Here is an 18,507-nt window from a genome sequence, read left to right on the forward strand (position 1 = left end):
CGCGCCGCCGGCACGCGAACCGTGCCGGCACGGAACTCTAGCAGCCAGCGGGAGGTGGGAGAAGCGATCTCGATCTGCCGCGCCGGACATGGAAGAGCCCCGCCCGGCGGGGGAACGGGACGGGGCTCTCCGATCCGGCCGCGTCGGTGGCGTCCGGACCCACGTTCAAGCGAATTGCGCGTCCACCTGAACGATCAAAGAGCAGCGGCCTGTCGGCTGCGCCGCTCGGTCTGCTGAGGCAATGCCCGCCCGCGCGCGATGTTCCGCGCAGCGATGTCGCAGTGGTCCGGATTTTTGCCGGTCAGGGAACCCTGAGCCACGCAGCGGCGTCATCAGCCGCCGGTATCGCTCCTTGTCTGCGTCCGCTACCAATCCGCCTGCGATTCGATCCGATCGCTTCCCTCCGCCGGAGACTGCCATGACAATCACCACTGCCCACATTCCAGCCATCGTCGCGTTGATCGCCGGTATCCTGATTCTGGTGATGCCGCGGCTGCTGAACTTCATCGTCGCGATCTATCTGATCTGCGTCGGACTGATCGGTCTGGGCGCGTTGCGTTTCCTGCATCTTTAGTCGGCTCGGGTTCCGCCAGCTTGCTTGAGACCGCTAAAACGTGGTCTAAAGCGCCCGTTTTCTGTTCCTCTTTCGCGGACCGTTGAGAGCCATGGCCAAAGCCGCTTCGAAGAAGAAGACCGCCCCGAAATCCAAGTCTTCCGGGACTGCGCGTGGAAAGGGCGCTGCCGCGTCGAGTGCACGCAAGGCAGTGGCGAAGAGCCCGCCGAAGCCGGCCAAGAAGGCTGTTAGCAAGCCGGCCGCCAAGCCCGCTGCAAAGCCCGCCGCGAAGTCGAAAGCGGTGACCAAGCCCGCCACCAAGACGGTGACCAAGGCTGCGGCCAAGCCGGCAGCTAAGCCAGCGACCAAGCCGGCCGCCAAGGCGGTGGCCAAGGCAGCTGCGAAGCCCGCCAAGAAGCCCGCCGCCAAGGCCGTTGCCGCGCCGAAGGCCGGCAAGTGGGTCTACACCTTCGGTGACGGCAAGGCCGAAGGCCGCGCCAACATGCGCGACCTGCTCGGCGGCAAGGGCGCCAACCTCGCCGAGATGGCCAATCTCGGCCTGCCGGTGCCTCCGGGCTTCACCATCCCGACCTCGGTCTGCACCTACTTCTACGCCAACGGCAAAACCTATCCGAAGGAGCTGCAGTCGCAGGTCGAGCGCGCGCTCGAGCACGTCGGCAAGCTCACCAACAAGAAGTTCGGCGACGCCAAGAACCCGCTGCTGGTGTCGGTGCGCTCCGGCGCCCGCGCCTCGATGCCGGGCATGATGGACACCGTGCTCAACCTCGGCCTCAACGACGAGACGGTCGAAGCGCTGGCCGAGAAGTCGGGCGATCGCCGCTTCGCCTATGACAGCTATCGCCGCTTCATCACGATGTACTCGGACGTGGTGCTCGGCTTCGAGCACCATCACTTCGAGGAAATCCTCGACGCCTATAAGGACGCCAAGGGCTTCACGCTCGACACCGACCTCGATGCCGACGACTGGGTCGATCTGGTCGGCCAGTACAAGGAAGCCGTGGCGCGCGAGACCGGCGAGGACTTCCCGCAGGATCCGCATGCCCAGCTGTGGGGCGCGATCGGCGCGGTGTTCTCGTCGTGGATGAACGCGCGCGCGGTGACCTACCGCCGCCTGCACGACATTCCGGAATCCTGGGGCACCGCCGTCAACGTCCAGGCGATGGTGTTCGGCAATATGGGTGAGACCTCGGCGACCGGCGTCGCCTTCACCCGTAACCCGTCGACCGGCGAAAGCCGGCTGTACGGCGAGTTCCTGATCAACGCGCAGGGTGAAGACGTCGTCGCCGGCATCCGCACCCCGCAGGACATCACCGAGCACGCCCGCATCGAATCCGGCTCCGACAAGCCGTCGATGGAAATGGCGATGCCGGAGGCGTTCAAGGAGCTGACCCGGATCTATACCCTGCTTGAGAAGCACTATCGCGACATGCAGGACATGGAGTTCACGATCGAGCAGGGCAAGCTCTGGATGCTGCAGACCCGCGGCGGCAAGCGCACCGCCAAGGCGGCGCTGCGGATCGCGGTCGAGCTCGCTAACGAAGGCCTGATCAATCGCAAGGACGCCGTGACTCGGATCGAGCCCGGCTCGCTCGACCAGCTGCTGCACCCGACCATCGATCCGAACGCCAAGCGCGACGTGATCGCCACCGGCCTGCCGGCCTCGCCCGGCGCCGCCTCGGGTGAGATCGTGTTCTCGTCGGATGAGGCCGCCAAGCTGCATGCCGACGGCCGCAAGGTCGTGCTGGTGCGCATCGAGACCAGCCCGGAAGACATCCACGGCATGCATGCCTCGGAAGGCATTCTCACCACCCGCGGCGGCATGACCTCGCACGCCGCCGTGGTGGCGCGCGGCATGGGCAAGCCCTGCGTCTCCGGCTGCGGCGCGATCCGCGTCGACTACGGCCGCGGCACGATGATGATCGGCAACCGTACCTTCAAAGCCGGCGACATCATCACCATCGACGGCGGCACCGGCCAGGTGCTGGCCGGCAAGATGCCGATGATCGAGCCGGAACTGTCGGGCGACTTCAACACGCTGATGGGCTGGGCCGACGAAGTCCGCAAGCTCAAGGTCCGCGTCAACGCCGACACCCCGGCCGACGCCCGCACCGCGATCAAGTTCGGCGCCGAAGGTATCGGCCTGTGCCGGACCGAGCACATGTTCTTCGAAGAGACCCGCATCCGCACCGTTCGCGAGATGATCCTCGCCGAAGACGAGCAGTCGCGTCGCTCCGCGCTCGCCAAGCTGCTGCCGATGCAGCGCGCCGACTTCGTCGAGCTGTTCGAGATCATGAAGGGCCTGCCGGTGACGGTGCGCCTGCTCGATCCGCCGCTGCACGAGTTCCTGCCGCACACCCAGGCGGAGATCGAGGAAGTGGCGCGGGCGATGAACGCCGATCCGCGCCGGCTTGCCGATCGCGCCCGCGAGCTCGCCGAGTTCAATCCGATGCTCGGCTTCCGCGGCTGCCGTCTGGCGATCGCCTATCCGGAGATCGCCGAGATGCAGGCCCGCGCGATCTTCGAGGCCGCGGTCGAGGCCGAGAAGCGCACCGGCGAGCAGGTCGGTCTCGAAGTGATGGTGCCGCTGATCGCGACCCGCGCCGAGTTCGAGCTGGTCAAGGCCCGGATCGACGCCACCGCGCAGGCGGTGAACCGCGATACCGGCAGCAATCTGAAGTACCATGTCGGCACCATGATCGAGCTGCCGCGCGCCTGCCTGATGGCCGGCGATATCGCCGAGAGCGCCGAGTTCTTCTCGTTCGGCACCAACGACCTGACCCAGACGACGTTCGGCATCAGCCGCGACGACGCTGCCAGCTTCCTCGGCACCTATATCGAGAAGGGCATCTTCTCGGTCGATCCGTTCGTGTCGGTGGACCGCGACGGCGTCGGCGAGCTGGTCCGCATCGGCGTCGAGCGCGGCCGCAAGACTCGCGCCAAGCTCAAGGTCGGCATCTGCGGCGAACACGGCGGCGATCCGGCGTCGGTGGCGTTCTGCCACGAGGTCGGCCTCGACTACGTGTCGTGCTCGCCGTACCGCGTGCCGATCGCGCGGCTCGCCGCCGCGCAGGCTGCGCTCGGCAAGGGCATCGCCAGCCAGGCGTAATCGCGCCTCGCAAGACTGATCAGATTTCGAATGGCCGGGCTTCGTCCCGGCCATTTGTATTTGCGCGCTGGTAACCAGCGGCGCGGCTCACGTGCAATGTCTTGTTAACGACGTCGCACAACGCATTCTTAACCACCGTTATGAAGCGCTGATTCACCACATTCGCAGCCGGTTCCACGAACTGACAGCTTGGCGTTGCGTGTTGCGCGGATGCATCGGCCATTAACGCACGGGCAACTTTAATCGGATAACAACAGAAACGATCAACTTGTCCGAAACCGTCGGACTTGATCGCGAGTAAGCGTTGCGTGAGCGTATCGATGTCAGTCATGCGTAACCGGTCGAAGGGCGCGCGGATTGCGTCCTTCGGCCTCGGGGTCTGTGTCTTCGCGGCGCTGCCCAACGAAATCGGACACCAGGATATTGCGTCGCTGCTGGTTCGGCAGACGGGCGTCACCGAGCGCTGGCAGAAGCGGATGTTCGCGTCCTCGCTCGGCTCGGTGCAGGTCGCGACGTTCTCGTTCGGCCGGCCGCTCGGAACCTGGACTCCGCAGCTCGGCTCGTCGCGCCTGGTCAGCATCGAAGGCCGCAGCGGCGGTCTCGCTGCGACCCACAATCCGCTGCTGCAGGCGCCGTCCCGTTACCAGGCGTCCGACTACCCGAAGGTCGACCGCACCCTGAAGGGCGACCGCCTCGCGCTTGCCAAGCCCGACCAGTCGCCGACCCTCGAGGTCGCGCCGACGCCGGAGGATGGCGGAGCTCAGGCGCCGAACGTTGCTGGCGCCAAGACCGCCGACCAATTCCCGGGTTCCGATCAGAACGGCGCGGTCCACGCGGCCGAAGCTTCGCCGGCGCTCGATCCGGAGCTTGCCGAGGCGCTGAAGTCCGACCCGCTGCCGCAATACGACGGCTCGCTGTCGCTCGATAAGGACCACGAGGCGGCCGCTGTCGCGCCGCGGCCGCGCGATCCGTTCTCGTTCAAGACCGCCAGCCTGTTCTTCGGCACCGGCTCGCTTGGCGGCATGGATGAGTCGCTCGAGCAATGGCAGCCGGGCGAAGAGCCGATCATCGTGTCGCCGAACGCAGCCGATCCCGACATGAAGTCGCCGCTGCCGCAAACCGCTGCGCTCGACCCATCTGCGTCGGGCGAGACCATCGCCGGCAAGGGCCAGGTCAACGCCGATCACCACGTCAAGACGCCGGCCGAGCGGCTTGGCCTCGCCAATGACTCCAAGCTTCGCGCCAAGCACGAGAAGTGCCTGGCGGAAGCCGTGTATTTCGAATCGCGCGGCGAAAAGGTGCGCGGCCAAATCGCGGTGGCGCAGGTGGTGCTCAACCGCGCGTTCTCCGGCTTCTATCCGACCAACGTCTGCGGCGTGGTCTATCAGAACAAGAACCGCCGCTACGCCTGCCAGTTCACCTTCGCCTGCGACAACATCGCCGACGTGGTGCGCGAGCCGGAGATGTGGGATCGCGCTCGCAAGATCGCGCGCGCAATGCTCGACGGCAAGCTGTGGCTGCCCGAAGTCGGCAAGTCGACTCACTACCACGCGTACTGGGTGCGGCCGTCCTGGGTCCACGAGATGAAGAAGATGTACAAGTTCGGCGTACACACCTTCTATCGTCCGCGCGCCTGGGGCGACGGCAGCGACGCCCCGAGCTGGGGCACCGCCGCCGAAACCGCCTCGATCGCCGCCCAACTCGCCGAAGCCGCCAAGAGTTCTGCGGAGATTCAGGCGAAGGGCAACTAAGCGCATCGTGGTGTGCGGGCATCGCCCCGCGGTCGGTGGTATCGTCCACATGCCCCAAGCATGTCATTCCGGGGCGCGCGAAGCGCGAACCCGGAATCTCTCGGTTTGGAAGGCGGCGCTTTGCCCCGCTTCAGATTCCGGGTTCGCTCGCTCTCGCGAGCGCCCCGGAATGACACCTTCAGCTTTCGTCATTCCGGGATGCGCTGCGGAGCAGCGCAGGCCCGGAATCCATAGCCTCTGCGCTTGCGCTTTGGTCGAAGCGGTTATTGCGCTGTGCCTCAACGCGATGACGGTGGTTATGGATTCCGGGCTCGCGCTTCGCGCGCCCCGGAATGACATGGCGGAGTCTGACTTTAGCCGAAAGCGTCTCGGCTAACCGTCTGCCTACGCGTCGATATCCAGCGCGACGTCGAAGTTCGGGGCCGAGTGCGTCAGTGCGCCGGAGGAGGCGTAGTCGACGCCGGTGGCGGCGATGCTGCTGATCGACTCACGGGTGACGCCGCCGGAGGCTTCGAGCACGACGCGGCCGCCACTCATCGCGACGGCCTGCTTCAAGGTGTCGAGGTTCATGTTGTCGAGCAGCACGACGTCGGCGAGGCCGGTGTCGAGCACCTCGCGAAGCTGATCGAGAGTGTCGACTTCGATCTCGATCTTGACCAGATGGCCGATCTTGGCGCGCGCCGCTTCGAGCACCGGGCGAATACCGCCGGCCACCGCGATGTGGTTGTCCTTGATCAGGATGGCGTCGTCGAGGCCGAAGCGGTGGTTGAAGCCGCCGCCGCAGCGCACCGCATACTTCTCCAGCGCGCGCAGGCCGGGCGTGGTCTTGCGGGTGCAGCAAATCCGCATCTTGGTGCCGGCGGTGTGGCGGACGTAGTCTGCCGTCAGCGTCGCGATGCCAGAGAGCCGGCCGACGAAGTTCAGCGCGGTGCGCTCGCCGGTCAGCACGGCGCGGGCCGGGCCGGAGATCGTCAGCACCTGAATGCCGGCCGCCACCGTGTCGCCGTCGCGCACATGGGCGGTGATGGCGACTTCTGTCGAGAGCTGGCGGAAGGTCTCGATCGCCAGCGGCAGCCCGGCGATCACGCCGGCCTGGCGCGCCACCAGGATGGCGTGGGCTTGGGTCGCCTCCGGGATGGTCGCGACCGAGGTGACATCGCCGGCGCGGCCGAGATCCTCATCGAGCGCGCGGCGCACCGCATCGGTGATCGCCAATGGCGACAGGAATGCATCGGGATGCAGCAGGGCAGACGGCAACATGAAAGGTGGTCCTGATCAGGCGAGGGATTGCGCGGCGAGGCGTGGCGCGCGCGGGGCAGCGTCGCCGAGCGCGGCAGCGCGTTCGCGGGCCTGCGCCAGCGACGTGGTGGTGCGCTTGGCCTGCGCCGGGTTCTCGGTCGGATAGTCGGCGCGGTAATGCGCGCCGCGGCTCTCGGTCCGTGCCAGCGCCGCGGTGGCGACCAGCAGCGCGGTCGTCGCCATATTGGCGAGCGTGGTCGACGAGGTCTCGGCTTCGAGCGCCGCAAAGGTGCGCACTGCTTCGGTCAACCCGTCACGATCGCGGATCACGCCGACCTTGCCGGCCATGGTCTGCCGCAGCAACTGCTCCTGCGCCGGATCGATCGGCGTGCTTTGCGTCTCGTGCACGTCAAGCCGCGACTTGGTGGCAGCGAGTTCGGTGCCGGCGATGTCCTCGGCGATCCGTGCCGCGTACACCACCGCTTCGAGCAGCGAATTCGAAGCAAGCCGGTTGGCGCCATGAGCGCCGGTGCAGGACACTTCGCCCGCCGCCCACAGCCCACGCAGCGAGCTGCGGCCGTGCATATCCACAGCGATGCCGCCCATGTGGTAGTGCGCCGCCGGCGCGATCGGGATTGGCTGGGTCGCGGGATCGATCCCGGCCGAGATGCAGCTCTCGTACACGGTCGGGAAATGCTCGGCGAAATGCGTGCCCAGCGCCTTGGTGGCGTCGAGATAAGCGCCGCGGCCGGAGGCGACTTCGGCGAACACACCGCGGGCGACGATATCGCGCGGCGCCAGCTCGGCGAGCGGATGCGCCGCGAGCATGAAGCGCTCGCCCTGGCCGTTGATCAGGATCGCGCCTTCGCCGCGCAGCGCCTCGGTGGCAAGCGGCGCCGGATCGCGACCGACCATGATGGCGGTCGGATGGAACTGCACGAATTCCGGGTCGGCGATTCGCGCGCCGGCGCGGGCCGCGATCGCCAGTCCGACGCCGCGGGCTTCGATCGGATTGGTAGTTACGGCATAGAGATGGCCGATGCCGCCGGTGGCGAGCACCACGGCACGCGCGGCGATGTGCATCGGCGCGCCGGCGGCGTTGCCGACCTTGCGCAGCCGTAGTCCGGCGACCGAGTCGTCGTGCATCAGCAGCCCGTCGGCGAACCAGCCTTCGATCACCTTGATCGACGGCGTCTTGCGCACCGCGTCAGTGAGCGCGCTGATGATCGCTTGGCCAGCCATGTCGCCGCGGACGTGGACGATGCGCCGCGCCGAATGCGCCGCCTCGCGCGCGACAGCCAGCCGGCCTTCGAGGTCGCGGTCGAACGGCACGCCGTAGCTGAGGAGATCGTGGATGCGTGCGGCGGCTTCGCCGGCCAGGCGATGCGCCACCGCCTCGTCGACCAGTCCGGCACCAACTGCGATGGTGTCCGCCGCGTGCGATTCGGCGCTGTCGCCTTCGCCGACCGCAGCGGCGATGCCGCCCTGCGCCCAGGCGGTGGAGGCGCCTTCGCCGAGCGGTGCGGCGCTGATCACCGTCACCGGACGCGGCGCCAGCTTCAGCGCGCAGAACAGGCCGGCGAGACCGCCGCCGACGATAACGACGTCACCATGGACGCCAAGATGTGCGAACTCGGGCGTGGTGCTCATGCGGCGATCCAACTCTCACGCGATTGTCCGCGAACGCCTTCGATGCACAGCGATGGCGGCACGGACGCCGCCATTCGTCGCAAGCCCTGAGGCTCAGTTGTTCAGGTTGATCATCCGCTCCACCGAGCGCCGGGCCGGCGCGATGATGGCGGGATCGACCGTCACTTCCTCACGCAGATACACCAGGCTGTCGAGGATCTTCGCCAGCGTGATCCGCTTCATGTGCGGGCACAGATTGCACGGCCGCACCATTTCCACGTCGCGCAGCTCGGCCTGGACGTTGTCGGCCATCGAGCACTCGGTGATCATCACCACGCGCTTCGGATGCTGGGTCTTGACCCAGTTGATCATGTGCGCGGTCGAGCCGGTGAAGTCGGCTTCGGCCAGTACGTCCGGCGGACATTCCGGATGCGCGATGATCTTCACGTTCGGATCGGCCTCGCGATAGACGCGCAGCTCGTCGCCGGTGAATCGCTCGTGGACCTCGCAGGCGCCCTTCCAGGCGATGATCTTCACCTTGGTCTGGGAGGCGACGTACTTCGCCAGATACTGATCCGGCACCATGATGACGCGATCGACGCCGAGGCTTTCGACCACCTGCACGGCGTTCGACGAGGTGCAGCAGATATCGACCTCGGCCTTCACGTCGGCCGAGGTGTTGACATAAGCGACCACCGGCACGCCGGGGAATTTCTCGCGCAGCAGACGAACGTCGGCGCCGGTGATGGAAGAGGCGAGCGAGCAGCCGGCGCGGGAATCCGGGATCAGCACGCGCTTCTCCGGATTCAGGATCTTCGACGTCTCGGCCATGAAGTGCACGCCGCACTGCACGATGGTCGAAGCCTTCACCTTGGTGGCTTCGATCGCGAGTTGCAGCGAGTCGCCGACGATGTCGGCGACGCAGTGGAAGATTTCCGGCGTCTGGTAGTTGTGCGCCAGGATCACGGCGTCGCGCTCGCGCTTCAGCTCATTGATCGCCTTGACGTAGGGCGCCATGAACGGCCACTCGACCGGCGGAATGACGGTCTGCACCTTCTCGTACAGGTGCGCCGTGGCGGCCTCGACCTCCGGCGTCCATTCCAAGGACGGCATCGGCAGCGCGCGGGCGCGTTCAGTGGCACTCAGCGGCGCGCGCGGAAGCGATCCTTGGCGCGCATGCGGCGGCAGGCCGAAATTCTCCGGACCGTAGAGTTCAGCAAGCGGCATCGACGCCTCCTTGTACCGCGCTCCAATATATACTCAGTTTGAGCATATGCTGGGTTTGAGAAATCCGGCCACGATGGGCCGGCAACTTTCCAACCGCTGCGATGAACCGCTTCCCTAAAGCCTTCGCGTCCCCGCGCCCCGCTTTCAGGAACCTATGAGGAAACACTTATCCTCATTCAGAGCATAACTAATATAACACGTGGCTCCAGGTTCCGCCAGAGGCCGAAAGGGCTAAATCGTCACACCAGAGTCACGCATTTGCATCGCTGCAGCGCAGCGATCTTTACAGCGAGCCTGCGCTTTCTCTAACTCACGTCGGCATCTGCAAGCACAATTCAAGGGGGAGCGACAATGGCGACGTTCAAGGCGATCCGGATCGACAAGGCCGAGAAGGGCACCGTTGCGGCGCTGACCCAATTCGACGAGGCCGAGCTGATGGACGGCGACGTCACGGTCGCGGTCGAGTGGTCGACCCTCAACTACAAGGATGGTCTCGCCCTCACCGGCAAGGCGCCCGTGGTGCGCCGTTTTCCGATGATCGCCGGGATCGATTTCGACGGCACTGTGCTGGAGTCGTCGCATCCCGACTGGAAGGCCGGCGACAAGGTGGTGTGCAACGGCTGGGGCATGGGTGAAACGCACCTCGGCGCCTATGCGGAGAAGGCCCGCGTCAAGGGCAACTGGCTGGTGCGGTTGCCGCAGTCGCTGAGCGCGCGAGACGCGATGGCGATCGGCACCGCCGGCTACACCGCGATGCTCAGCGTGCTGGCGCTGGAGAAGCACGGGCTCACCCCGCAGGATGGACCTGTGGTGGTCACCGGCGCGGCCGGAGGCGTCGGCTCGGTGGCGATCGCGCTGTTGTCGAAGCTCGGCTATCACGTCATCGCTTCGACCGGCCGGGCATCCGAAGAGGCTTACTTGCGCCAGCTTGGGGCCGCCGAGATCATCGACCGCAACGAGTTGTCCGGTCCGGCCAAGCCGCTGGCGAAGGAGCGCTGGGCCGGCGGCATCGACAGCGTCGGCTCGACCACGCTGGCCAATCTGCTGTCGATGACCAAGTACCGTGGCGCCATCGCGGCCTGCGGCCTCGCAGCCGGCATGGACCTGCCCAGCTCGGTCGCCCCGTTCATTTTGCGTGGAGTGTGTCTTTACGGCATCGACTCGGTGATGTGCCCGCTGCCGGAGCGGAAGCGCGCCTGGGAGCGACTCGCAACCGACCTCGATCCGGCAAAACTTGCGGAAATCACGCAGGAAATTTCCCTCGACCAGGTCATCGACGCCGGCGCCAAGGTGCTGGCCGGTCAGGTCCGCGGCCGCATCGTGGTGAAAATTTCGTAGGGGATCGGTTACTTCGTTCAGACTTTACCAACCAAGCTGCGCCATTCTTGCCGCAGTTTGTATGGTAAGGATCGGGTTAAGCGAGTTTCACCCGCTCCCAGTAGGAGTACAGGCATGTTTGCGCGTTTCGTTGTCGGCGCTGTGATATCCGGCGCTGCGGTCCTTCCGGCGATGGCCGGTTCGATGAATGCGGACGAGGCGCGCAAATTCGTCGCCAACAAGGTGTTCGCGTTCACCTGCTTCGACGGAACCCGCGGCGCAGGCCGCGTGTTCGACGATGGCGGCGCCGCCGGCCAGGTCCAGTTCTCCGGCTCCGGTCCCAACCGTTTCATGCGGCTGCCCGGCAACACGCTGCAGGTTCGCGGCGAGGCGATCTGCGCGTCGATCAAGGGCATTCCGTTCGAGCCCTGCTTCAACCTCAACAAGACCAGCGAGCGCAGCTTCCGCGGTTCGGTGTCGGGGATGGGCTTTGCGTATTGCGACTTCCGCCATCAGGGCCGGATCCAGCTCGCGCGCGCCATTTCGCATTCTCACGCGCAGAGCCGGCCGCGCTCGCTGCACGTGCCGGGCACTCAGCAGCGTGCCGAAGTCACCGCCAGCGTTCCGACGCCGCGCGTCGAGTCGGCCCGGCTCGATCCGCCGAGGGCCGAGACCGCAAAGATCGAAGCCGCGTCCGAACTGCGCCGCTCGACGGACTAACACTGATCGTTCCTGCTTCTGATCTCATGATCAGTTAAGCCCCCGACGACGGCGGAGGCTGCGATGGCGCGTCCGCCGCCGCTGTGCCGCGCGGCCGGAACAAGATGCGCTGATACAGCCAACCGATCGCCACCAGCACTACGCCGAGGCCCATGAACGACAACGCCCGGTACACGCCGGTCAGCGTCGACATGTCGATCACGAACACCTTCAGCACGGTGAGGCCGATCACCACCGCCGACGCCAGTCGCGCGCGCTGTGAGTTGAACAGCAATCCGGCACCGAGCAGGATCACACCGCAGATCAGCCACGCTACCGAGTAGGTGTATTGTTCGGCATCGGTGGTCGGTCCGTACGACAGAATCGGGCCGTGATACACGCGCTGCACCTGCAGCGTCACGTAAGCGAGCCCCATGATCAGCGCCAATACGGCGAAGCCGTTGCCGTAGACCGGGCGCCGCACGCCTGCGACCGCATAGGACAGCAGCAGCGCCAGCACGGCCGGCAGCGCGTAAGCGAGCACGAGGCGGTTGATGATCAGCCCGCCGACATCGGTGGCCCAGAACGTCGGGTTCTCCCACAGCAGCAGGCCGAACACACTGCCCAATGCGGCGAAGATCGCGAGCAGGATCGCAGCGATATTGTGGACGGGGCTGTGGCTGCGCAGCCGCAGCCGTTCCAGGCCGATCGCCATGGCCAGCGTGACGCAAACCTGCAGCGCGACTTCGGTGAGCCCCGCGGTGTCGCGATAGACGTCGCCGCCGTTTACGGCATGACGGATTTCCATAAAGGCCAGTAGCACCGTGAACAGGAGCGCGGCGGATTCCACCATGCGGAGCGGTTTGTCGTCGCCGCGCCGGCGCATCCAGATGCTAGCCAGCCAGAACGAGGCCGCCGGCACGCCGTAGCCCCACAGCAGCCAGTTGAACACCGGTGTGGTGCCGACCGCGTCGCCGACGATCCGCGGCTCCCAGCCGATCCGCGCCACCACGATGCCGGCGAGGATCGCGGCGAGCCAGCGCAGGAAGGGGATCGGTCGTTGCAGCGAGATCCACGCGGTGCCTGCCGCCATCAGCGCCAGCGCGATAGTGAGCCAGCCCTTCTCCAGCGCGAAGGTCAGCCCCAGCGCCAGCGCGCCGAGCGTTCCGGTTGCGAACAGCGCGATCGAGATCGGCAGCCCCGGTCGGTTATCACGCTTGCTGAGATGCTCGGTGGCGAAACCGAACGCGGCGGCGAGCACGACGGCGACGATCGCGAACGGAATCGAGCGGTCGAGATGCGCGATCCGTGCGTACAGTGCGATCAGCAGCGCCAGCGGTGTGAACACGCCGGCTGCAGCCCAGATCACCGGAACAGCTGCGCTCGAAGATCGTCCCTGCGCCAGGATGCCGAAGCCTGCGAAGCCGAGGCCGAACACTGCGGCGGCAATCAGATGCGTCGTCACCGGACCCGACAGCGGGTCGGCGCCGATGCCCGGCAGCGCTCCGCCAGGAAGGACGAGCAGCTCGGGACTGCCGCGCACCACCCACGACAGAAACACCAGACCGACCAGGCCAGCCGCAGCGCCGACCGCGGCAGTGGCGGACGCAGCCTGCCAGGCGATGCCGAGCGTGGCGGCGACCAGCACAGCGAACACGATCAGCGCCGCATCGCCGTGCGTGCTGGCCACCACGATCAGCGCGGCGCCGAGCAAATAGGTCGCGAGCGTGACTGATGACACCGGCTCGATCCGGCCCGGCTCGATCGCGGGGCCGAACAGCAGGCCGCACACCACCAAGAGTGCGGCGAGTGCGAAGCCAGCGATGACGTGGAAGGCATGCGGCGCGACGAGCGTTGCGGCGCCTTCGAGGCCAGGCAGCGTCCACAGCAGGGCAAGAATGACCGTCGTCACCGCCAGCCAGCGCCACAGCCGGATGCGGGCGAGCGCGAACGAAGCGGCTGTGACGACCGCCAGATAGATATACAGCGCCCAGTAATCGGGCTCGCCCGACGACACCAGCACCGGTGTCGCGAAGCCGGCGACGACGCCGAGCCCGGCGAGTGCCGGTCCGTGGAGCAGTGCTGCGGCGAGCGTCCCGAGTGCGACGAGCCCTAGCAGGATGAAGGCGGTCGCGGGCGCGAGGAAATCGTACAACGCGTAAGCCGCATACACGGTCGCAAAAGCCACCGCGGTGCCGGCGGCGGTGAGGATCGCCGGGATGTTGGCGATCGGCAGCGCGGCGAGCTGCGCGACGCTTTCCTTGCGACGCGTGACTTCGCCGGCGATCAGCAGCGCCAGAGCGAACAGGCCGCCGAGCAGCACCCGCACGCCGGGTCCGAGCAGGCCCTGCTCGATCGAGTAGCGCACCATGAAGAAGCCGCCGAGCGCCAGCGTCAGGCCGCCGATCCACACCACCCAACGGGTGCCGATCCGCTCTTCGAAACCAGGCTTCGCAACTTCCGGCGCCGCCTCGGCGGAGGAGGCGGGTGTTGTTTCGGAAGCTGGCGCTTGGGCTGTGACTGTCGCCGCCATCTCCGGCACAGGCTCGGTGTCAGGAGCCAGCGGAGCTTCGTTGATCGCGGCGGGCGCGGGCGTGGCGGCTGGGGGCGTCGCGGGGAGGGGCTGTCCAGCGGTGAGGGCGTCGAGCCGGGCGCGTAGCTGAACGATCTGGGTCTGCGTCTTGCGGGCGATCACCAGGGCGACGATGGCGATCGCAAAAGCCAGTAACTCGAACATCCAACCTCCAGCCGAGCGGCCCGGGTGGTTGGGCGTCTCGCTTTGACTGACTTACCTCCGGCCGCGCACGCGCAGGCCGGGGGCGGGGCGTTCCTGCAGCACCTCGCGGCGGAAACGGAACAGGGCGGCGGGGCGCCCGCCGGTTCGTGTCGACATCTCGCCGGTCGGTTCGACCAGCGCGCCGGCTTCCACCAGGCGGCGGAAATTTTGCTTGTGCAGATGCCGGCCGGAAATCGCCTCGACGGTGTGCTGCAATTCGGTGAGTGTGAACTCGGGGGGCAGAAGTTCGAAGACCACTGGGCGGTATTTCAGCTTGGCGCGCAGCCGCGCGATCGCGGTGGCGAGGATGCGGCGGTGATCGAAGCGCATCGCGACGCCGAGCGTCGGCATCTTGCTGCGCGACAGTGCCGCCGGGCGGCCGTCGCGGCGCGCCTCTTCGATCAGCCCGGCCTCGTAGAGCAGCTCGTAGCGGTCGAGCACGCGCTCCTCGTCCCACGGCGCGCCATCCATGCCGAAGAACAGCCGCACTCGATCGCGCCGCGCCAGCGCCCGCGCCATGCCCGGCTCCTCGGCCTGGGCGGCCCAGGCGGTGAGTTCGGGGATGATGTCACGGGCGATGATCGCCGGCTGCTGTTCGCGCCAGTCTTCCCACGGGAAGAAACGATACCAGGGTTCGAAGGTGGCGCCCGCCGCGCGTGCGGCGTTGTCGGCGGCTCGGGTCAACGCCAGATAGCCGATCGATGCGACGTGGACTTCGGTATCGCCGAGCCGCGCGTGGCGGCCGCGGTCGCCGAAGGTGTAGAGCTGCTCGACATAGCCGAGCCGCAGGCCGGTCTGCTCTTCCACCCAGGCGCGCAGCCCGATTTCCAGGGTGCGGTGGGTGATGGCGTCGAACGGGCCGGAAGGAAGACCGGCGAGGCTACCGCCGCCGTCGCCCGAGGCGGTCAGGATCATCGGTTGGTTGGCCTCGATCGCGACGATCGCCGCGGTCAGCCCGATCTCGATCGGAACGGTCGACTTGTCGCTCATCTCGAAGGGCAGGCTCATTCGAGATCGACGCGAAACGGCACGCCCTCGATGCTGAGATCGCCTGGGCCGATCACTTCGAGGGCGCGCAGCATCCGCCCCTGCCGCCCCAGCGCCCGGTCGGCCAGCGCCACGATCAATCGGTTCGGCGAAGCGCAGGGAGAGGCCCGGCGGATCTGGCGCGCGATCGTCACCTCGTCGCGGTGCGGATTGAGCGCGCAGGCAGCCGCAAACGCACTGGCGGTGGAGCGGCTGATGCCGGCGTAGCAATGCACCACCAGGGGAGCCGACCGGTCCCAGCTTCGGACGAAGTCGAGCACCTGGGTGATGTGATCGAGATTCGGCGCGTTGAAGCCGTCCATCACCTCGGTGATGTCGTCCATCTCGATCCGCAAATGATTGGATTCGAGCACGGTGGCCGGGCGTTGCACCTGACCGACATTGGCCATCACCGAGAGCACATGGCTGGCCTCGGTCGCCGCAACGGTCGGATGCAAGGCTGCGAGCGAGCAGACGTGAATCATGGGCCTTTCCGAGGTTGGCGCGATCTTAATCCTGCGCCGCGGGCGGTGAAAGCGCGATGACGGGACTTAGGCCTTCAGGCTCTCGAACCGGGCCAGCAGGCGCTTTTCGGCCTTTCCGGCCGGCCAGGGCGTCAGATAATCCTCGACCATCGCCTCCGGGAGGCCCGGATCGTTGCCGAACAGCCGCTTGGCCTCGGCCTTGGTGAACCCGGCCAGGTGAATCGCTTCGAGGTAGGCGGAGCCGCGGTCGGCGGCCTTGATCTGGCGTTCGATCGCCTCATCCAGCACCGCCGGCAGGCCGAACCGGATGTGGATCGCGCCGAGCAGGCGCTTTTCGACCCGCTTGTAGGATTCGCCGATTACCGCCTTGAACGGCGAGATCATGTCGCCGATCACGTATTCCGGGGCGTCGTGCAGCAGCGCGGCGAGCCGCAGCTTGGCGTTGATCCGTGGATTCTTTTCCCGCATCACCGCCTCGACCAGCAAAGTGTGCTGCGCCACCGAAAAGATGTGGGCGCCGCTGGTCTGGCCGTTCCACCGCGCCACCCGGGCGAGCCCGTGCGCAATGTCGGCGAATTCGACATCGAGCGGCGACGGGTCGAGCAGATCGAGCCTGCGGCCGGACAGCATGCGCTGCCAGACACGGCTGGAGGCTTGCGACGATTTCTTCGGCGAAGACGGCATGACGATTCGAAATGGGACAGCTTGTGCAGACGCGCCGCGGCGGCCGCAGCGATGACCGCCATATAGGCAGCCTTGCCCGAACTAAGCCACCGTCTCGGCCCAGTTCTGCACGATCTTGAGAGTACGATCGGTGTCCTTGTGCTGGTGGGCGTATTGCACCAAGGGGGATACACGATGGGGAGATTGGATCGCCGCGATGGGGAGCGGTTGCAGTGCCATGATGCGGACGAACGAACCGCACCAACGATCGCGCCGCGTGATCTGGAGAAGGAAAACGAGACGCTGAAGGAACTCGTCGTCAGCCTCTCCGAACTGGTGATGAAGCGGGTCGCCGGTCAGCGCTGAAAGAATCTCAGCGCTGATGTAACGGAGCCCTCTTCACCGGCGCCGCAGAACGCCGCGCCGGTTTCTTCATCTGTCCGCAGGTGGCGTGGCAGTGGCAGTCGACCAGATGGTCGTTGACCATCCCGACGGCCTGCATGAACGCGTACACGATCGTCGGGCCGACGAACTTGAAGCCGCGTCCCGCCAGATCCTTGGAAATTTTCACCGACAGTGGGGTCGAGGCCGGGACGCTCGCGATAGTCTTGAAGCTGTTGACCTTCGGCGCACCGCCGACGAAGTCCCACAACAGCTTCGAGAAGCCCGGACCTTCTTCTTGAATCTTCAGCCACGCTTTGGCGCTGCCGATCGTGCCGTCGATCTTGGCGCGATTGCGGACGATACCGACATCGTTCATCAGCTCCGCGATCTTGTCGGCGTCGTAGCGCGCGATCTTGGCCGGATCGAAATCGTCGAAGGCGCGGCGGAAGTTATCGCGCTTGCGCAGGATGGTGATCCACGACAGTCCGGCCTGGAAGCCGTCGAGGATCAGCTTCTCGTACAGCGCGCGGTCGTCGTATTCCGGCACGCCCCATTCGGTGTCGTGATACGCGACATAAAGCAGATCGTCGCCTGGCCACGGGCAGCGGACGAGGCCGTCAGCTCCGACGCGCGCGGAGCGGATCATGTGCCGGTCTTCCGCTGCGCCGGTGTCAGCTCCTCGGGATCGGCGATCTGCAAGGTGACGCCGCCAGCACTCAGCGGCAGGGATGTTTCGCGCGCTTCGGCGACGCGGTCGATCCGCAGCAGCGCCAGCCCGCGGCCAGTTGCCGACGATCCCATGATGCCGACGCTCTTTTCACCGGCGGTGATCTCGCTGCCCGGTTGCGGCGCCGGGCCATCGAAGGTGACGCGCACGATCCGGGTGCGCGCGGTGCCGCGGTGGTGCATTCGCGACACCACTTCCTGGCCGATGTAGCAGCCCTTGTTGAAATCGACGCCGGACAGACGATCCATATTGGCTTCGTGCGGAAACGCGTCGGCATAGCCGAAGTCGAGGCCGCCGGCCGGGACGCCGCAGGCGATGCGATGTGCTTCGTACTCGTCCGCCGCCACCATCGTGGCACCGAGTGCCTCGGCGGTCGCGGTGGCCAGGATCTCCGGCACCAGGATGCGCCAGCCGAGCTGATCGCCCCGCGGATCGCGGAAGCCCATCTCCGGCGGCTGCGACGGTTCGCCGCCCCAGAGCGCCAGCACGCCGATCCGATCCGACAGGTTCTCGATCAGCGCCTTGGCGCGCAGCTTGTAGAATTTCAGCTTCGTCGCCAGCGCTTCGGTGAGCGGTTTCGGACAATCCAGTAGGAAACCGCCGTCGTCTTCGGCCGCCAGCTCGGTGATCAGGAAATCAGTGACAATCTTGCCCTGCGGCGTCAGCAGGGCGCCAAAACGCCCGGCGCCGGGTTCGAGCCTATTCAGATCGGTGGTGATCAGGCCGTTCAGCAAGTGCCGCGCGTCGGGGCCGCTGATCTTGAGAACGCCACGGTCGGCGAGGAAGGCTGCCTTCATTGATCTCTCTCGTGACGCCGGCCGGAAACATCCTTGCGTTAACGGTCCGGCCGACTAAGACATCCCAAGTTAGGCGGCCGGGCGCTGGTCAACAAGGCTTTGCAAGA

Annotated in this window: 16 protein-coding genes; 6 read left to right on the top strand and 10 right to left on the bottom strand. The window is 66.5% G+C overall.

Features of this window, described 5'->3' with window-relative positions:
- Nucleotides 1-418: 418 nt before the first annotated feature.
- Nucleotides 419-574: a DUF3096 domain-containing protein gene (locus DY467_RS22130; RefSeq protein WP_013500996.1), complete on the top strand. Its 156-nt coding sequence runs from the start codon at nucleotides 419-421 to the stop codon at nucleotides 572-574.
- Between the two features lie 91 nt (nucleotides 575-665).
- The gene (gene ppdK / locus DY467_RS22135) at nucleotides 666-3,680 is read left to right on the top strand and encodes a pyruvate, phosphate dikinase (RefSeq protein WP_164638987.1); all 3,015 of its coding nucleotides are present in this window, start codon (nucleotides 666-668) and stop codon (nucleotides 3,678-3,680) included.
- A 19-nt stretch (nucleotides 3,681-3,699) separates the two neighbouring features.
- Here the strand turns inward: ppdK and DY467_RS22140 are convergent, their stop codons facing one another.
- Nucleotides 3,700-4,011 carry a hypothetical protein gene (locus DY467_RS22140; protein WP_164638989.1) on the bottom strand — a complete coding sequence of 104 codons (312 nt, stop codon included), beginning with the start codon at nucleotides 4,009-4,011 and terminating at the stop codon, nucleotides 3,700-3,702.
- Between DY467_RS22140 and DY467_RS22145 the strand changes: the two genes are divergently transcribed.
- The gene (locus tag DY467_RS22145; RefSeq protein ID WP_164638990.1) at nucleotides 4,001-5,431 is read left to right on the top strand and encodes a cell wall hydrolase; all 1,431 of its coding nucleotides are present in this window, start codon (nucleotides 4,001-4,003) and stop codon (nucleotides 5,429-5,431) included. The two genes, DY467_RS22140 and DY467_RS22145, sit on opposite strands and share 11 nt — an antisense overlap.
- Nucleotides 5,432-5,815: 384 nt before the next feature.
- Here the strand turns inward: DY467_RS22145 and nadC are convergent, their stop codons facing one another.
- From nadC to nadA, 3 genes are all read right to left on the bottom strand, one after another.
- On the bottom strand, nucleotides 5,816-6,691 hold the full coding sequence (gene nadC, locus DY467_RS22150) for a carboxylating nicotinate-nucleotide diphosphorylase (RefSeq protein WP_164638992.1): 876 nt from the start codon (nucleotides 6,689-6,691) through the stop codon (nucleotides 5,816-5,818).
- Between the two features lie 15 nt (nucleotides 6,692-6,706).
- Nucleotides 6,707-8,320, bottom strand: a complete 1,614-nt coding sequence (locus DY467_RS22155; protein WP_164638994.1) for an L-aspartate oxidase — start codon at nucleotides 8,318-8,320, stop codon at nucleotides 6,707-6,709.
- Nucleotides 8,321-8,413: 93 nt separating this feature from the next.
- Nucleotides 8,414-9,526: a quinolinate synthase NadA gene (nadA, locus tag DY467_RS22160; protein ID WP_012494788.1), complete on the bottom strand. Its 1,113-nt coding sequence runs from the start codon at nucleotides 9,524-9,526 to the stop codon at nucleotides 8,414-8,416.
- 351 nt (nucleotides 9,527-9,877) lie between these two features.
- Between nadA and acuI the strand changes: the two genes are divergently transcribed.
- Both acuI and DY467_RS22170 read left to right on the top strand, forming a co-directional pair.
- Nucleotides 9,878-10,864 carry an acrylyl-CoA reductase (NADPH) gene (gene acuI / locus DY467_RS22165; protein ID WP_164638996.1) on the top strand — a complete coding sequence of 329 codons (987 nt, stop codon included), beginning with the start codon at nucleotides 9,878-9,880 and terminating at the stop codon, nucleotides 10,862-10,864.
- Between the two features lie 114 nt (nucleotides 10,865-10,978).
- Entirely contained in the window at nucleotides 10,979-11,563 is a 585-nt protein-coding gene (locus tag DY467_RS22170) for a hypothetical protein (RefSeq protein ID WP_164638998.1), read from the top strand.
- Nucleotides 11,564-11,597: 34 nt separating this feature from the next.
- Here DY467_RS22170 and DY467_RS22175 read toward each other — a convergent pair whose 3' ends face one another.
- From DY467_RS22175 to DY467_RS22190, 4 genes are all read right to left on the bottom strand, one after another.
- A complete protein-coding gene (locus tag DY467_RS22175; protein WP_164639000.1) occupies nucleotides 11,598-14,279 on the bottom strand; it encodes a DUF2339 domain-containing protein in 2,682 nt (893 codons plus the stop codon).
- Nucleotides 14,280-14,330: 51 nt separating this feature from the next.
- Entirely contained in the window at nucleotides 14,331-15,326 is a 996-nt protein-coding gene (locus tag DY467_RS22180; protein WP_107343232.1) for an NUDIX hydrolase, read from the bottom strand.
- The gene (locus DY467_RS22185; RefSeq protein WP_107343233.1) at nucleotides 15,323-15,829 is read right to left on the bottom strand and encodes a tyrosine phosphatase family protein; all 507 of its coding nucleotides are present in this window, start codon (nucleotides 15,827-15,829) and stop codon (nucleotides 15,323-15,325) included. Before DY467_RS22185 ends, DY467_RS22180 begins: the two co-directional genes overlap by 4 nt.
- A 66-nt stretch (nucleotides 15,830-15,895) precedes the next feature.
- A complete protein-coding gene (locus DY467_RS22190) occupies nucleotides 15,896-16,513 on the bottom strand; it encodes a YfbR-like 5'-deoxynucleotidase (protein WP_164639002.1) in 618 nt (205 codons plus the stop codon).
- Nucleotides 16,514-16,696: 183 nt separating this feature from the next.
- On the opposite strand from DY467_RS22190, the gene DY467_RS22195 reads away from it, so the two are divergent.
- Entirely contained in the window at nucleotides 16,697-16,858 is a 162-nt protein-coding gene (locus DY467_RS22195) for a hypothetical protein (protein WP_164638985.1), read from the top strand.
- A 7-nt stretch (nucleotides 16,859-16,865) separates the two neighbouring features.
- Here the strand turns inward: DY467_RS22195 and DY467_RS22200 are convergent, their stop codons facing one another.
- Both DY467_RS22200 and ygfZ read right to left on the bottom strand, forming a co-directional pair.
- The gene (locus tag DY467_RS22200; protein WP_107343236.1) at nucleotides 16,866-17,522 is read right to left on the bottom strand and encodes a DNA-3-methyladenine glycosylase I; all 657 of its coding nucleotides are present in this window, start codon (nucleotides 17,520-17,522) and stop codon (nucleotides 16,866-16,868) included.
- Nucleotides 17,519-18,400: a CAF17-like 4Fe-4S cluster assembly/insertion protein YgfZ gene (ygfZ, locus tag DY467_RS22205; RefSeq protein ID WP_164639004.1), complete on the bottom strand. Its 882-nt coding sequence runs from the start codon at nucleotides 18,398-18,400 to the stop codon at nucleotides 17,519-17,521. Before ygfZ ends, DY467_RS22200 begins: the two co-directional genes overlap by 4 nt.
- Nucleotides 18,401-18,507 lie beyond the last annotated feature (107 nt).

Origin of the sequence: Rhodopseudomonas sp. BR0G17 (assembly GCF_010907025.1) — a bacterium.
Taxonomy (GTDB): Bacteria; Pseudomonadota; Alphaproteobacteria; order Rhizobiales; family Xanthobacteraceae; genus Rhodopseudomonas; species Rhodopseudomonas palustris_H.

Coding starts and splice junctions, on each gene's coding strand:
- nadC (WP_164638992.1), bottom strand. CDS start 6,691: ATGTTGCCGTCTGCCCTGCTGCATCCCGATGCATTCCTGTCGCCATTG.
- DY467_RS22190 (WP_164639002.1), bottom strand. CDS start 16,513: ATGCCGTCTTCGCCGAAGAAATCGTCGCAAGCCTCCAGCCGTGTCTGG.
- DY467_RS22170 (WP_164638998.1), top strand. CDS start 10,979: ATGTTTGCGCGTTTCGTTGTCGGCGCTGTGATATCCGGCGCTGCGGTC.
- nadA (WP_012494788.1), bottom strand. CDS start 9,526: ATGCCGCTTGCTGAACTCTACGGTCCGGAGAATTTCGGCCTGCCGCCG.
- DY467_RS22155 (WP_164638994.1), bottom strand. CDS start 8,320: ATGAGCACCACGCCCGAGTTCGCACATCTTGGCGTCCATGGTGACGTC.
- DY467_RS22200 (WP_107343236.1), bottom strand. CDS start 17,522: ATGATCCGCTCCGCGCGCGTCGGAGCTGACGGCCTCGTCCGCTGCCCG.
- DY467_RS22140 (WP_164638989.1), bottom strand. CDS start 4,011: ATGACTGACATCGATACGCTCACGCAACGCTTACTCGCGATCAAGTCC.
- DY467_RS22130 (WP_013500996.1), top strand. CDS start 419: ATGACAATCACCACTGCCCACATTCCAGCCATCGTCGCGTTGATCGCC.
- DY467_RS22185 (WP_107343233.1), bottom strand. CDS start 15,829: ATGATTCACGTCTGCTCGCTCGCAGCCTTGCATCCGACCGTTGCGGCG.
- acuI (WP_164638996.1), top strand. CDS start 9,878: ATGGCGACGTTCAAGGCGATCCGGATCGACAAGGCCGAGAAGGGCACC.
- DY467_RS22180 (WP_107343232.1), bottom strand. CDS start 15,326: ATGAGCCTGCCCTTCGAGATGAGCGACAAGTCGACCGTTCCGATCGAG.
- DY467_RS22175 (WP_164639000.1), bottom strand. CDS start 14,279: ATGTTCGAGTTACTGGCTTTTGCGATCGCCATCGTCGCCCTGGTGATC.
- ygfZ (WP_164639004.1), bottom strand. CDS start 18,400: ATGAAGGCAGCCTTCCTCGCCGACCGTGGCGTTCTCAAGATCAGCGGC.
- ppdK (WP_164638987.1), top strand. CDS start 666: ATGGCCAAAGCCGCTTCGAAGAAGAAGACCGCCCCGAAATCCAAGTCT.
- DY467_RS22145 (WP_164638990.1), top strand. CDS start 4,001: ATGTCAGTCATGCGTAACCGGTCGAAGGGCGCGCGGATTGCGTCCTTC.